Below are 12,957 nucleotides of genomic sequence, written 5' to 3'. Positions count from 1 at the left end.
GTTACTTGTGGCCGCCACCCACGTGCGCCTCGGCGCGCATGCGTTCGGACATGTGCGGGTAGTGCAACTCGAATGCCGGGCGCTCCGAACGGATCCGGGGCAGCTCGGAGAAGTTGTGCCGCGGCGGCGGGCAGCTGGTGGCCCACTCCAGGGAGTTGCCATAGCCCCACGGATCGTCGACCGTGACAACCTCGCCGTAGCGGTAGCTCTTGAACACGTTCCACAGGAACGGCAGCGTGGAGGCACCCAGGATGAAGGCACCGACCGTCGAGAACGAGTTCAGAAAGGTGAAGCCATCAGTGGGCAGGTAGTCGGCGTACCGGCGCGGCATGCCCTGGTTACCTAGCCAGTGCTGCACCAGGAATGTGGAGTGGAACCCGATGAAGGTGAGCCAGAAGTGGAACTTGCCGAGACGCTCGTCGAGCAGGCGGCCCGTCATCTTCGGGAACCAGAAGTAGATGCCGGCGTAGGTCGCGAACACGATGGTGCCGAAGAGCACATAGTGGAAGTGCGCGATCACAAAGTATGAGTCGGTGACGTGGAAGTCGACCGGCGGCATGGCCAGCAGCACACCGGTCAGCCCACCGAAGAGGAAGGTGACCAGGAAGCCCACCGAGAAGATCATCGGGGTCTCGAAGGTCAACTGCCCCTTCCACATGGTGCCGATCCAGTTGAAGAACTTGATACCGGTCGGAACCGCGATCAGGAACGTCATGAAGGAGAAGAACGGCAGCAGCACGGCGCCGGTGGCGTACATGTGGTGCGCCCACACCGCGATGGACAGCGCCGCAATACCGAGCGTCGCGTAAATCAGGGTGGTGTATCCGAAGATCGGCTTGCGGCTGAACACCGGGAAGATCTCCGAGACGATGCCGAAGAACGGCAGCGCGATGATGTACACCTCGGGGTGTCCGAAGAACCAGAACAGGTGCTGCCACAGCAGAACACCGCCGTTGGCGGGATCGAAGATGTGCGCGCCCAGGTGCCGGTCAGCGGCCAGCCCGAACAGCGCGGCGGTCAGCAGCGGGAAGGCCAGCAGCACCAGCACACTGGTCACCAGGATGTTCCAGGTGAAGATCGGCATCCGGAACATCGTCATACCGGGGGCACGCATACACACGACCGTGGTGATCATGTTGACTGCGCCAAGAATGGTGCCCAGACCACCGACGGCCAGACCCATGATCCACAGGTCGGCTCCGGCACCCGGGGAGTGGATGGCGTCGGTCAGCGGGGTGTAGGCGGTCCAGCCGAAGTCGGCGGCGCCACCGGGGGTGATGAAGCCGGCGATGCCGATCATGGCGCCGAACAGGAACAGCCAGAAGGAGAAGGCGTTCAGACGCGGGAAGGCGACGTCAGGCGCACCAATCTGCAACGGCAGCACCACGTTCGCGAAGCCGAACACGATGGGCGTCGCGTAGAACAGCAGCATCACGGTGCCGTGCATGGTGAACAGCTGGTTGAACTGCTCGTTGGACAGGAACTGCAGGCCCGGCACCGCCAGCTCGGCGCGCATGAAGAGCGCCATCAAGCCACCGATGAGGAAGAACGCGAAGCACGCGACCAGGTACATGATGCCGATCAGCTTGTGATCGGTGGTCGTGATCAAGCGATAGATCAGAGTGCCCCGCGCGCCCATGCGGGGCGGGAACGGGCGGCTGGCCTGCAATCCACCAATGGGGGGTGCTTCGGCGGTCACGGCTCCTCCGATTCCTTGTAGCGCGCAGTCGTTCCAGTGACTGCATGTCTGGGGTGAATCCTAGCCCGCGCCACCCTCGATCGCGGAGCGGGTCCTACAGAGAGTCGTACTTGACGGTGTTTCACGTCCGTACGGACGTGAACGCGGCGTCCTACCCGCGTGTTCGGGGACCCGCGCGGTAAGTTCAACCGGGTGCAGACAGCGAGGTTCTGGGGCGCTGCCGTGATGTCGGCAGCGCTGGTGACGGCGACGATGTCCGGCTGTACCGAGAAACCCACCAACGAGACCCCGAGCACCCTGGCCACCAGCACGACCAAGATCGCCGGCGCAGGTGTGTTGGGCAATGCGCGCAAGCCCGACGAGTCCTGCGCCAAGGATGCAGCGCCTGTCGACTCGGCCGCACCGCGCGAGGTGCGGCACGCCCAGGGCGAGACCGAAGTACCCGAGGACGCCAAACGCATCGTGGTCCTCGACGCCGGTGCCATTGACACGCTGTGTGCGTTAGGGCTGCAGGAACGCATTGTCGGAGTCGCCCTGGCGGACCGTGCGACGTCTCCCCCGTCGTACCTGGGCACTGTGGTCCATGACCTGCCGTCAATCGGTCCGATGGCATCTCCGGACCTGGCCAAGATCGGCGCCGCCCAACCTGACCTCATCCTCAGCTCGATGGGCGAGCAGAATTCCTACCTCGACCTGAGCGCCATCGCGCCCACGGTGATTGTGTCCGGGCACGATCTCGCCGAGCACGTTCGCCTGGTGGGTAAGGCCACCAGGCGAACCGCGGACACCGACAAACTGTGGTCGGGCTTCGTCGACGCCGCCAAGAAGGTGGGCCGCGAGAATGACGCGACACATTTCCAGGCCTCGATCGTCCAGTTCACCGATCAGACGGTGCGGGTATACGGCGCCAATAACTTCCCCGCTTCGGTGTTCGCCACCGTGGGATTGGATCGTCCTGCCACCCAACGGTTTACCGACACCCCGTTCATCGAGATCAGCACCGAGGATTTCTCGGCCGCCGAGGGCGACATCGTCTATGTCTCGTTCACCAGTCCTTCGGCCAAGGCTCGGGCTGCCCGGATTTTCGGCACCAAGCCCTGGATGGCGCTCGGCGCCACACGCGACAACCGGGTGTTCGCCGTCAACAACGAGGTTTGGCAGACCGGGGACGGAATTGTCGCGGCCCGCGGGATCCTCGACGACTTGCAGTGGGTCAACGCACCCATCAACTAGATCCCCCAGTAGATCCCCCCAGTCGCGTAGATCCTCAGTCGCACCGGGCCCGTCCACCGCTCCAGGCGTTACGCTCCCGGCATGTACCACGTGCTACAGCTGACCTATACCCAACCGCTCGACGTCGTGGACGGCGTCCGCCCCGCACACCTGGAGTGGCTCGACGGCGAGATCGCGGCAGGCAATCTGCTGATCAGCGGCCGCAACGAGGCGGGCACCGGCGGCGTACTGGTCACCGGCGACATCAGTGCACATGACGCCGAGGCCCTGATCGCTGCCGATCCGTACACCGCGGCCGGGGTTGCCGAGTACACCCGGATTGGGTTCAACGCGGGTCGCAAAGCAGAGATAATTCCGTGAGCACCAAGGGATTTCCCGAGAATCGCTGGGGCAACCCGGATAGCACTCTGTCCCGGGTTGCGGCCAAGTTCGCCGCCACCAAACCGGGTTCGTGGACCATCCGCAAGCTGACGCCACTGGATCGGGCCGTCATGGAGCGCACCGGCAGCCGGTACACCGTGCTGGGCCCGTTGGGCCTGTCGACGCTGCTTCTCACCACGACGGGTCGCAAATCTGGCCAGCCACGCGTCTCCCCGCTGCTGTACCTCCACGACGGCGATCGAATCGCACTGGTGGGCAGCAATTTCGGCCAGGAGAAGCACCCCGCATGGACCACTAGCCTGCTCGCCAACCCGCGCGCCACGGTGACACTGGCCGGGCAGACCTTCGACGTGATCGCCACCCTCGTGCAGGGCGCAGAGCGCGACGACTACTACCGGCGCTTTGAGGCGATGCTCGAGGTGTACTCCGCCTACAAGGGCCGTACCGGGCGTGAGATCAGGGTTTTCGTCCTCGAACGCGCCACTTAAAGCTATTCGTAACGAACAGTACCCGTACCCATAGTACTGGTACTGAACAGGTATTTAACAATCAATTTGCCACAAATACCTCCATTTTGGCCGCAATGGGCTAACGTTCCCCGCAGTCCGCGGAAGGCTGGAACGTGATCCAAGAACGCATCGACATTGCCGTCGCCGCTAGGCCCGAGACCGTCCTCGAGGTGCTCAAGGACGTGGAGTCCGTCGATGGTTGGCTGCGCCCACACCTACCGACGTGGCCACCTGTCACCAGCGCCATGACCGTCGTCGAATCATTTGACGACGGCTCGCCACGGTTGGTGCGAACGGTGAGTTCCACGCTCGGGATCTCGGATGATTCCCTGACCGAGTACGAGTGGTACCCCGACGGCTGCCAACTCACCCTGCTGGAAAGCAAAACCCTGCGCCATAACATCAGCCGGTTCACCGTTGTCCCCGACGACCCCGAATCCCGGCTGACTGCCGACATCTCCCTGGATCTCAAGATCCGATTGCCCGGCCTCCTCGAGCGACAGCTCAAGAAGACCCAGATCGGGTTTGTCCGCAGCTTCCAGCGGGCGCTTGCCGCGGAATCTGCCCGGCGTGAACTGAACGCGTAGCGATCCGGTTCAGCACGAACTCACGCCCACGGCACGTCGTTTCACCGAACGCAGGAGATGATTGGTCGCCAATACGTGGCCGCGCGTGCCGATCACCAGCGCACGGTAGATCTGGCCGCGCAGGCCAGGAAAATCCGCATATGTCTGCGCGCGCAGCTGGGTGCCACCGTCGCCCGTCTCGTCGAGCTCGAACACCAACTCATAGCGCGAAAAACGGTGCTGCCCTGCCAAACTCAGCCGCTGTTCGTGGTCAACGCCGTCGACAGCGAAGCCCGCACGCGGACTGGTGCCCAATATGGCGCCCAGCGGACTGCGTTCAGCGGATCGCAGAAACGCGTCAATGTAGTGCCGCAGGCTCTCCCACACCCGCCCCCGCGGCGCGTCGATACGGATCGCATGCTCGTCAATATAGGATGGATGTTCCATATCTAAGGTTTATCAGAATTAGGACGGATATTCCAGATGGCGCCCGAACGCAAGCACACCAGCGATGACATCCTCGACGCGGTGCGATCACTGCTGCTCGACGGCGGCCCCCGAGCCGCAACCATCGCGGCCATCTCGAGCGCCTCCGGCGCCCCGGCCGGAACACTGAACCATCGCTTCGGTAACCGCGAGGCCATCATGTCGGCGACATGGCTGCGTGCGGTCGAGCGCTTCCACGAACACGCCTTCCGCGCGCTCCGTTCCTCCGCAAATCCTGTTGATATTGCTGTGGCACTTGCTCTTTCGGTGCCGTTGTTCGCACGAGCCAATCCCGATGACGCCCGGCTGCTGTTCACCTTGCGTAGCGCCGATGTCCTGGGAGCCGACGCGGTGACCGCACTGGACACGATGAACGAGCCGTTGTTCGCCGCCATGCGTGATCTGACGCGGGCCATCTATGGCCGCACTGACGCGCGATGCCGCGACCGGTTGATGCGCGCCGTGGTGGACTTGCCGTATGCCGCAGTACGCCGCCACATGCCCGGCCTGCCCGGGTGGCTCGAAGAAGATCTGGCGGAGGCGGTCCGCACATTGTTGGCGTCACGGTGACTGAACCCGAGCGCCACCGGCTCGCCGCCCCCGCCCTCATGCTTGTCAGCGGCACCTCGATGTACGTGGGCGCAGCGGCCGGGGTCAGCCTCTTCCAGTGGCTCCACCCGGCGAGCGTGGCCTGGCTGCGGATATGCGGTGCGGCGCTGGTGTTTCTCGTCATCGCCCGGCCCGGGCGTGCGGCCTGGCGTGGCCGGGCACTGTGGTGGGCAGGCAGCTTCGGAGTGGTTACCGCGCTGATGAACATGTCGTTCTACCTGGCGATCGACCGGCTGCCGTTAGGTACTGCGGTGGCAATCGAATTCCTGGGACCGATCGGCGTCGCGGCCATCGGGTCGCGGTCGATCCGCGAAGGATTCTCGGTTCTGGCCGCTCTCGTCGGCGTCATCCTGATCGCCGATGTGCAGCTCTCTGCCGAGCCCGCGGGGATGGCATTCGCGCTGCTCGCGGCGCTGTTCTGGGCCGGATACATTGTTCTGGGAAAACGTGTTGCGCTGCAGGGAAATCCGGCCGATTCACTAGCCGTCGGCTTCACCGTCGCCATGATCGTGACCGTCCCGGTCATGGCCTTCGGCATCTCCAGTGCTCATGGTGAGATACCCGTCGTCCATATCCTCGTGCTGGGGCTACTGATGGGCCTGCTCTCAAACGTCATCCCCTACGGGCTTGACCAGGTGATCCTGCGACGGGCGGGGCGGAGCCACTTCGCAGTGCTCCTGGCCCTGCTACCGCTCTCCGCGACCGCGATCGGCATACTCGTCATGCACCAGATTCCCAGTACACCAGAGCTTTTCGGAATCCTCGCGATCGTGGTCGCGGTCGCTTCACGCCGAGACTCCCCGCCAACCGTGAGAACCGGCGCCTAATTCCCGCCGAGTCCCACGGCGGGGCCCACATTCGACGAGGTAGGTGATAATTTGGCCGTATGACCAATTTGGTCGATCGACCAAATTCAGCCCGCGGTGGCCGCCGCCGCGAGCAGCTGGTCAATGCCGGAGTTGAGCTGTTGTGCGCGGGGGGCTGGCCGGCGGTGACCACCAGGGCCGTGGCCACCCGCGCGGGGACCAATCCCGGCCTTATCCACTACCACTTCGGCGGATTGCCGGGCCTGCACTGTGCAGTCGCACGCCAGACCTGCGAGCTGGTAATCAGCCCTCTGGTCACCACTTTCCTCGATGCGCCCGACACCCGCGCAGCGCTACGCGCGATGCGCAACGCGCTCCCCCAGACCGCGAGCGATGACAACGCGATGCACCTGGCCGTGGAGCTCATCGCCGGTGCGACCCGCGATTCCGCGTTGGGTGCGGCGCTGGGCGTCAAGCTCAGGGAGGTGCGTGCCGAGATCGCCGACCATGTGCGGCTACGGCACCCCGGCTGGTCACGGCGCCGCGCGGCCGGGCTGGCGACACTGATCATCGCGTTCATGGACGGCCTGGTACTGCATCACTCCGTCGATCCCCATATCGAGACGGCCGAGGCATTTTCACTGCTCGAAAGCCTGTTGGACCAGCCATGAAGGGAGCTCATCGTGAAAAGGACCCAGAAGACGGACCCCCCAACGGGATTCCAGCGCCTGCTCTGGCGCCTGCCCATCACGCTGTTCCGGGCCCGCCTGGGATTCCTGGTGGGCAAGCGGATCATGCTGCTGACCCATACCGGGCGGACGTCCGGCCTGCCTCGTCAGGCCGCACTGGAGGTCATCGAGGTCAGAGCCGACGGCAGCATCGTCACGGCGTCGGGGTTTGGCGCGGCCGCGGATTGGTACAAGAACATCCGCAAGACACCCGAGGTGATCATTCAGGTAGGTAACCGCGTCCACGGTGCGCGGGCAACCACACTGTCCACCGAAGAGGGCGGCGACATCATGGCGCACTATGCGATGCAACGTCCCCGATCGGCGAAGCAGCTGAGCCGTCTGATGGGCTTTGAGGTCGACGGCTCCGCAGATGACTATCGCGAGGTCGGACGGTCGATCCCCTTCGTGAGATTCACACCCGTCGCATAGGCCGCTCTACCGCTTGCCAGGACGTGCCCAGTCTGTGCCCGTACACTCCGCGGTCAACTGGATAGTGACAAGCACGGAGGGCATGAGTGATCAAGACAGCGATCGATTGGGGCACCGTCCTCACCGAGTCCATCAAGTGGATTTCCTGGGTCTGGCCCGTCACCGTTGCGGTCTTTCTGCTTATTGCATTCGCGCTCATATTGCTGACCCAATGGGGCAGGCAGTTCTGGCGGATTACCCGCGGCTACTACACCAATCGCAACGATCTGATTCCATGGACTCAAGTCGCGCTAATATTGCTCACGGTAGTAACGCATGTGCGTCTCTCAGTGGTCTTTTCCTACTACTACAACGATATGTCGGCTTCCATTCAGTACATCGTGCAAGCACTTGCTCGCGATGGCGAGGGGATGGCCGACGCGAAGGCCTTTTTCTGGCACAACATAGTCAGATTCGCCATCCTTGCCACCATCAACATCGCACTGTTGGTGGTCGACTACTACGTCGTGCAGTGGTTCGTCATTCGCTGGCGCGTATGGCTTACAGGCCGGGTGATGACAGATTGGCTCAGCGGCCAGGCTTTCTACCGATCGCGGTTCATCGACAACACCATCGACAACCCAGATCAGCGAATTCAGGCCGACATCAACAGTTTTGTGACCATGTCGACGTCGCCTGACTCGATCCAGAGCTCAACGACTCATCTTGCCTTCGGTGCCGTCAACGCTTGCATCACCCTGCCCTCGTTCACCATCATCCTGTGGAACCTCTCGGGGCCACTTACCGTCGCCGGTATCGCAATTCCCAGGGCACTGGTGTTTCTCACATACATCTATGTCCTTATCGCGACACTCATTGCGTTTAGACTCGGACGCCCACTGATTCGGCGCTTCTTCCTCAACGAACGGCTCAACGCTATGTTCCGCTACGCACTGGTGCGGTTGCGTGACACGGCGGAAAGCGTTGCGTTCTACCGTGGCGAGCGTGCCGAATCGCATCAGCTCAAGGGGCGGTTCGACTCCATAATCGTCAACTTTTGGCGACTTACTCATCGGAACATCAGCTTCACGGGCTGGAACTTCGCGGTTTCGCAGTCTGCCCAGGCATTCAGCTCCATGATCCAGATTCCTCGTCTCATCGCCGGCCAGATCACCTATGGCGACGTAAGCCAAAGCAGCAACGCGTTTCTCCAAGTACACGACAAACTTTCGTTCTTCCGCAACGCGTATGACACCTTCGCGGCATATCGCGCAACGGTTATGCGTCTCGACGGACTGCTGCAGGCCAACAGGCAATCCCGCGAGCTGCCGTCGCTTGACCCCGGCAGCCAAGATTCCGGCGTCACCCTGGAGAACGTGTACGTCCGGAAACCCAATGGCGACAACCTCATCGATGACGTCAACCTGGAGTTAAATGCGGGCGACGCCCTCGTCATCAAGGGGTCTTCGGGTAGCGGCAAGACCACGCTGCTGCGTTCCCTGGCACAGCTGTGGCCCTATACGGACGGTCATTGGAGCCGACCTGGCGGTGAGCACGAGACCATGTTCATCTCTCAGATGCCGTACATCCCCCTTGGCGATCTGCGAGATGCGCTGACCTACCCCGCCGAGTCAGGAACCTTCTCCGACGACCTACTGCGTGCGACTCTCGAGAAGGTGTCTCTGGGGCACCTCGTGGAACGCCTCGACGAGGAATCAGACTGGATCAAGGTGCTCTCTCCCGGCGAGCAGCAACGCGTCGCCTTCGCGCGCATCGTGCTCATCAAGCCCAAGGTGGTCTTCATGGACGAGTCGACCTCGGCGCTCGACGAGGGCCTGGAGTTCGCGCTCTACCGCCTCATCCGCACCGAGGTGCCCGATTGCACTGTCCTCAGCGTCAGTCACCGCAGCACCGTTGACCAGCACCACACCCAGAAGCTGGAGCTACTCGGCGACGGCCGGTGGTCGCTGTCACCCGTCTAAGCGCACTCCATGCATGGGGCGAGTAGTCTGAGATCGGTAGCTTCGTTAACTATCGCAAAAGGACGCATATATGGTCACCGTCTCTGCCTACGCCGCAACATCCGGCAAGGAACCGCTGGTCCCCATCACAATCGAGCGCCGTGAGCTCGGTCCGCACGACGTCTTCATCGACATCAAGTTCGCCGGCATCTGCCACTCCGACATCCACACCGTCCGCGACGAATGGGGACGTGCCAACTATCCGATCGTGCCCGGCCACGAGATCGCCGGCGTCGTCAGCGCGGTCGGTTCGGAAGTCACCAAGTTCAAGCCGGGCGATCACGCCGGCGTGGGCTGCATGGTCGAGTCGTGCCGCACGTGTCCTCAGTGCCTGGCCGGGCTGCAGCAGTACTGCAGCGGTGGCGGCATGGTCGGCACCTACGGCGCCAAGGACCGCGACGGCACCCAGACGCAGGGTGGATACAGCCAAGCCGTGGTCGTCAATGAGGACTTCGTGCTGCGCATCCCCGACAGCCTGCCGCTGGACAAGGCAGCCCCGCTGTTGTGCGCGGGCATCACTACCTACTCGCCGCTACGGCACTGGGGTGCCGGTCCGGGCAAGCGTGTCGCGGTCATCGGACTCGGTGGACTCGGACACATGGCCGTCAAGCTCGGTGCCGCGATGGGCGCCGAGATCACCGTCTTGAGCCAGTCGCTGAAGAAGCTGGAAGACGGACTGAGCCTGGGCGCCAGCCACTACTACGCCACATCCGATCCGGACACCTTCAAGAATCTGCGCTATGGCTTCGACCTCATCCTCAACACCGTCTCTGCCAATCTCGATATGGGCAAGTACCTCGGTCTGCTCAATGTTGACGGGACCCTGGTCGAGCTCGGTGCACCGGAGAACCCCATCGAGGTTCCGGCCTTCCCGCTGCTCTTCGGCCGCCGCAGCCTGTCCGGGTCCGGCATCGGCGGGATTCCGGAAACCCAAGAGATGCTTGACTTCTGCGCCGAGCACAACATCGGCTCCGAGATCGAGGTCATCGATGCCAACTACATCAACGAGGCGTACGAGCGGGTGATCGCCAGCGATGTGCGATACCGCTTCGTCATCGACACCGCCACTTTGTAAGTTTCATCCCGAGTACAACCGGTGACTGATGTCGTCGGGGTGCCGATGCTGAGGGGATGACCCGCGTCATCCGTTTCAACGCGTTCGACATGAATTGCGTTGCACACCAATCCCCCGGCCTGTGGCGGCACCCCGACGACCAGTCCTGGCGGTACAAAGACCTGGCCTACTGGACAAATCTGGCCAAGCTACTCGAACGTGGCCGCTTCGACGGACTGTTCATCGCGGATGTGCTTGGCACGTACGACATCTATGGCGCCAGCGACGAGGCGGCCATCCGCCAGGCCGCGCAAATTCCGGTGGCCGACCCCCTACTCTTGGTCTCGGCGATGGCGCTGGTCACCGAGCACCTCGGCTTCGGGGTCACCACGGGTACCGGGTTCGAACACCCATACCCGTTCGCGCGCAGGCTATCCACACTCGATCACCTCACCGGGGGCCGAGTCGGATGGAACGTCGTCACCGGATACCTGCCTGCCGCGGCACGCAACATGGGGCAAACCGACCAGCCCGCGCACGACGCCCGGTACGACCACGCCGACGAGTACCTGGAGGTGCTCTACAAGCTGTGGGAAGGCTCCTGGGAGGATGACGCCGTCGTCCGCGACGCCGCGCGCGGGGTCTTCACCGATCCCGACAAGGTGCACCACATCGGCCATGAGGGAACACATTTCACCGTTCCCGGAGTCCATCTGGTGGAACCGTCGCCGCAGCGGACTCCGGTGATCTACCAGGCGGGATCCTCGCCGCGCGGGGTGCGCTTCGCCGCGGAGAACGCCGAGGCGGTCTTCACCGCGGCCCCGACCAAGGACCTGTTGCGCCAGACCGTCACCACCATCCGCCGTGAGCTGGAACTAGCCGGACGAGATCCCTACTCCGCCAAAATCTTCAACCTCACCACCGTAGTCACCGGCGAGAATTCCGACGCGGCACACGCCAAGCACCGCGAGTTATTGAGCTATGGCAGCGCCGAGGGCGCACTGGTCTTCATGTCCGGCTGGATGGGGGTCGATCTGGCCCGCTACGGCCTGGACGAGCCGATCGGCAATGTCGACTCCAACGCGATCCTGTCGGCGGTCGCGGCGTTTCAGTCGGCCACCGATGACGGCCGGGAATGGAAGGTGCGCGATATCGCCGAATGGGGCGAGATCGGCGGTATGGGACCGCGCGTCGTCGGCTCCGGCACCGAGGTGGCCGACACCCTGCAGGAGTGGGTGGAGGAAACCGATGTCGACGGCTTCAACCTGGCCTACGCGATCACACCGGGCACCTTCGAGGACTTCATCGAGTACGTGGCCCCCGTGTTGACCGAACGTGGCGCATACCAAAATGCCTACACCCCAGGAACATTGCGCCACAAGCTACTGGGCAATGGCGACCGGTTGCCCGAGGAGCACCGCGGCGCCAGGTACCGAATCGGCGGACCGCTCTCGACGATCATCGACCGGCCCTCCACTGTCCCGTCGTCGTCCGGGTCCACCGCGTCGGCACCTACGCGGGGGCGATAGATTGCCTCCATGGAAAACCGGGGCAGCAAAGCCCTGCTGATCACATGCGTTGTGGCACTATGCCTGACGCCTCTGGACGCTTGCCGCGCTGCTGCCGAACCACCACCGGAATTCCCCGACATCAGCGGGCTCCCCATAGTCGATTCCCTGCAGTACTTCAACGTCAAGGTCTATCGTTTAGCCACACCCGATGGCGTCGTGTGCGAGAGCGCCGGGTGGAACCCGTATTTCCAGTGGACCTGCGCCGGACCTAAGGGCAGCGGGTCGGCACAAATAGATCTGGGTGCCTACGCACGCAACAACGGCGCCCCCGCAACAGTGGGCGAATCGCAGGACACCCCCTACCTATCCGGCATTCCGGTGCTACCCAGCCATCACCGCGTGCAGATAGCCGCGCCCGTGTATAACAAGGACGGTGGCCAGACCACCTTGGTATGTGCCACCCCGGCGCCCACAACCATCGCGTGTTCAGTTGACGATGTGCGCGGTACGCACGGGTTCGTGTTGAGCCCAGAATGCAACTGGGCGTTCTAGTTACGCGTTGAGCGCGGTGGCGTCCACACCCGCCAGGGGCCACCCTCCAGCGGCCAGGCGAGAGGCGACACGCGAAATGTCCTGAGCGGTCGGCTCATCCTTGGTCACATCCGAGATGAACTTCTCGATCTCGTCCTTGCTCACCACACCGTCCACCTGCGCACCCAACTCGGGGTCGGTCAGCTTGGCGACCACTTCCTTGACCTGCTCTTCGGTCAGCGTGCGGCGCAGCAGCGCCAACAGCGGGAATCGATCCGTGGGGGGAACCCCCTCCGGGTATCCGGCCGACAGCCAGGACAGGATCGAACCGATAATCGATGTGCTCGTCACGGTAACAGTGTCCCTGCAGCAGGTTCACAGCGCGAGGTGACATCAGTACAGTTCACCGGCC

At 63.3% G+C, this 12,957-nt stretch carries 15 protein-coding genes; 12 read left to right on the top strand and 3 right to left on the bottom strand.

The annotated features are described in order from the left end of the window. Position 1: 1 nt before the first annotated feature. Positions 2-1,699 (bottom strand): aa3-type cytochrome oxidase subunit I, encoded by a 1,698-nt coding sequence (gene ctaD, locus AC5Y5C_RS14925; RefSeq protein WP_499973467.1) that lies wholly within the window; start codon positions 1,697-1,699, stop codon positions 2-4. Positions 1,700-1,924: 225 nt separating this feature from the next. Here ctaD and AC5Y5C_RS14920 point away from each other — a divergent pair, with 225 nt between their 5' ends. The 4 genes from AC5Y5C_RS14920 (at position 1,925) to AC5Y5C_RS14905 (ending at position 4,409) form a co-directional block, all read left to right on the top strand. Beyond that, the gene (locus tag AC5Y5C_RS14920) at positions 1,925-2,932 is read left to right on the top strand and encodes an ABC transporter substrate-binding protein (protein WP_499974551.1); all 1,008 of its coding nucleotides are present in this window, start codon (positions 1,925-1,927) and stop codon (positions 2,930-2,932) included. Between the two features lie 81 nt (positions 2,933-3,013). Beyond that, positions 3,014-3,292, top strand: a complete 279-nt coding sequence (locus AC5Y5C_RS14915; protein WP_499973466.1) for a YciI family protein — start codon at positions 3,014-3,016, stop codon at positions 3,290-3,292. Next, positions 3,289-3,801, top strand: a complete 513-nt coding sequence (locus AC5Y5C_RS14910; RefSeq protein WP_499973464.1) for a nitroreductase/quinone reductase family protein — start codon at positions 3,289-3,291, stop codon at positions 3,799-3,801. The genes AC5Y5C_RS14915 and AC5Y5C_RS14910 overlap by 4 nt, the downstream gene beginning before the upstream one ends. A gap of 134 nt (positions 3,802-3,935) precedes the next feature. Next, positions 3,936-4,409, top strand: coding sequence for an SRPBCC family protein (locus tag AC5Y5C_RS14905; protein WP_499973462.1), 474 nt, complete (start codon positions 3,936-3,938; stop codon positions 4,407-4,409). Positions 4,410-4,418: 9 nt separating this feature from the next. Here AC5Y5C_RS14905 and AC5Y5C_RS14900 read toward each other — a convergent pair whose 3' ends face one another. Beyond that, positions 4,419-4,835: a hypothetical protein gene (locus tag AC5Y5C_RS14900; protein ID WP_499973460.1), complete on the bottom strand. Its 417-nt coding sequence runs from the start codon at positions 4,833-4,835 to the stop codon at positions 4,419-4,421. Between the two features lie 36 nt (positions 4,836-4,871). Here AC5Y5C_RS14900 and AC5Y5C_RS14895 point away from each other — a divergent pair, with 36 nt between their 5' ends. The 8 genes from AC5Y5C_RS14895 to AC5Y5C_RS14860 all read left to right on the top strand — a co-directional run bounded on the left by AC5Y5C_RS14895 (position 4,872) and on the right by AC5Y5C_RS14860 (position 12,566). Next, on the top strand, positions 4,872-5,444 hold the full coding sequence (locus tag AC5Y5C_RS14895; protein WP_499973458.1) for a TetR family transcriptional regulator: 573 nt from the start codon (positions 4,872-4,874) through the stop codon (positions 5,442-5,444). Further along, positions 5,441-6,310 carry an EamA family transporter gene (locus tag AC5Y5C_RS14890; protein ID WP_499973456.1) on the top strand — a complete coding sequence of 290 codons (870 nt, stop codon included), beginning with the start codon at positions 5,441-5,443 and terminating at the stop codon, positions 6,308-6,310. The genes AC5Y5C_RS14895 and AC5Y5C_RS14890 overlap by 4 nt, the downstream gene beginning before the upstream one ends. 59 nt (positions 6,311-6,369) lie before the next feature. Continuing rightward, positions 6,370-6,960 carry a TetR/AcrR family transcriptional regulator gene (locus tag AC5Y5C_RS14885; RefSeq protein ID WP_499973453.1) on the top strand — a complete coding sequence of 197 codons (591 nt, stop codon included), beginning with the start codon at positions 6,370-6,372 and terminating at the stop codon, positions 6,958-6,960. A 12-nt stretch (positions 6,961-6,972) separates the two neighbouring features. Next, entirely contained in the window at positions 6,973-7,449 is a 477-nt protein-coding gene (locus tag AC5Y5C_RS14880; protein WP_499973451.1) for a nitroreductase family deazaflavin-dependent oxidoreductase, read from the top strand. A gap of 89 nt (positions 7,450-7,538) precedes the next feature. Beyond that, positions 7,539-9,410: an ABC transporter ATP-binding protein/permease gene (locus tag AC5Y5C_RS14875; RefSeq protein WP_499974547.1), complete on the top strand. Its 1,872-nt coding sequence runs from the start codon at positions 7,539-7,541 to the stop codon at positions 9,408-9,410. A gap of 70 nt (positions 9,411-9,480) precedes the next feature. Continuing rightward, entirely contained in the window at positions 9,481-10,524 is a 1,044-nt protein-coding gene (locus AC5Y5C_RS14870) for an NAD(P)-dependent alcohol dehydrogenase (protein ID WP_499973449.1), read from the top strand. Between the two features lie 56 nt (positions 10,525-10,580). Next, complete coding sequence (locus tag AC5Y5C_RS14865; protein ID WP_499973448.1) at positions 10,581-12,032, top strand: LLM class flavin-dependent oxidoreductase; 1,452 nt, start codon at positions 10,581-10,583, stop codon at positions 12,030-12,032. 9 nt (positions 12,033-12,041) lie between these two features. Continuing rightward, positions 12,042-12,566 (top strand): hypothetical protein, encoded by a 525-nt coding sequence (locus AC5Y5C_RS14860; RefSeq protein ID WP_499973446.1) that lies wholly within the window; start codon positions 12,042-12,044, stop codon positions 12,564-12,566. Here AC5Y5C_RS14860 and AC5Y5C_RS14855 read toward each other — a convergent pair whose 3' ends face one another. Continuing rightward, positions 12,567-12,896, bottom strand: a complete 330-nt coding sequence (locus AC5Y5C_RS14855; RefSeq protein WP_499973443.1) for a DUF3349 domain-containing protein — start codon at positions 12,894-12,896, stop codon at positions 12,567-12,569. Positions 12,897-12,957 lie beyond the last annotated feature (61 nt).

The sequence above is a fragment of the Mycobacterium sp. NGS15 genome (assembly GCF_059813245.1).
Note: the sequence above shows the minus strand (reverse complement) of the source record. Positions and strands in the feature narration are given on the sequence as shown.

What these genes read in the sequence shown, in the direction of transcription:
- AC5Y5C_RS14920 (WP_499974551.1), top strand. Translation starts at nt 1,925, where the DNA reads ATGTCGGCAGCGCTGGTGACGGCGACGATGTCCGGCTGTACCGAGAAA.
- AC5Y5C_RS14915 (WP_499973466.1), top strand. Translation starts at nt 3,014, where the DNA reads ATGTACCACGTGCTACAGCTGACCTATACCCAACCGCTCGACGTCGTG.
- AC5Y5C_RS14900 (WP_499973460.1), bottom strand. Translation starts at nt 4,835, where the DNA reads ATGGAACATCCATCCTATATTGACGAGCATGCGATCCGTATCGACGCG.
- AC5Y5C_RS14895 (WP_499973458.1), top strand. Translation starts at nt 4,872, where the DNA reads ATGGCGCCCGAACGCAAGCACACCAGCGATGACATCCTCGACGCGGTG.
- AC5Y5C_RS14885 (WP_499973453.1), top strand. Translation starts at nt 6,370, where the DNA reads ATGACCAATTTGGTCGATCGACCAAATTCAGCCCGCGGTGGCCGCCGC.
- AC5Y5C_RS14870 (WP_499973449.1), top strand. Translation starts at nt 9,481, where the DNA reads ATGGTCACCGTCTCTGCCTACGCCGCAACATCCGGCAAGGAACCGCTG.
- AC5Y5C_RS14865 (WP_499973448.1), top strand. Translation starts at nt 10,581, where the DNA reads ATGACCCGCGTCATCCGTTTCAACGCGTTCGACATGAATTGCGTTGCA.
- AC5Y5C_RS14860 (WP_499973446.1), top strand. Translation starts at nt 12,042, where the DNA reads ATGGAAAACCGGGGCAGCAAAGCCCTGCTGATCACATGCGTTGTGGCA.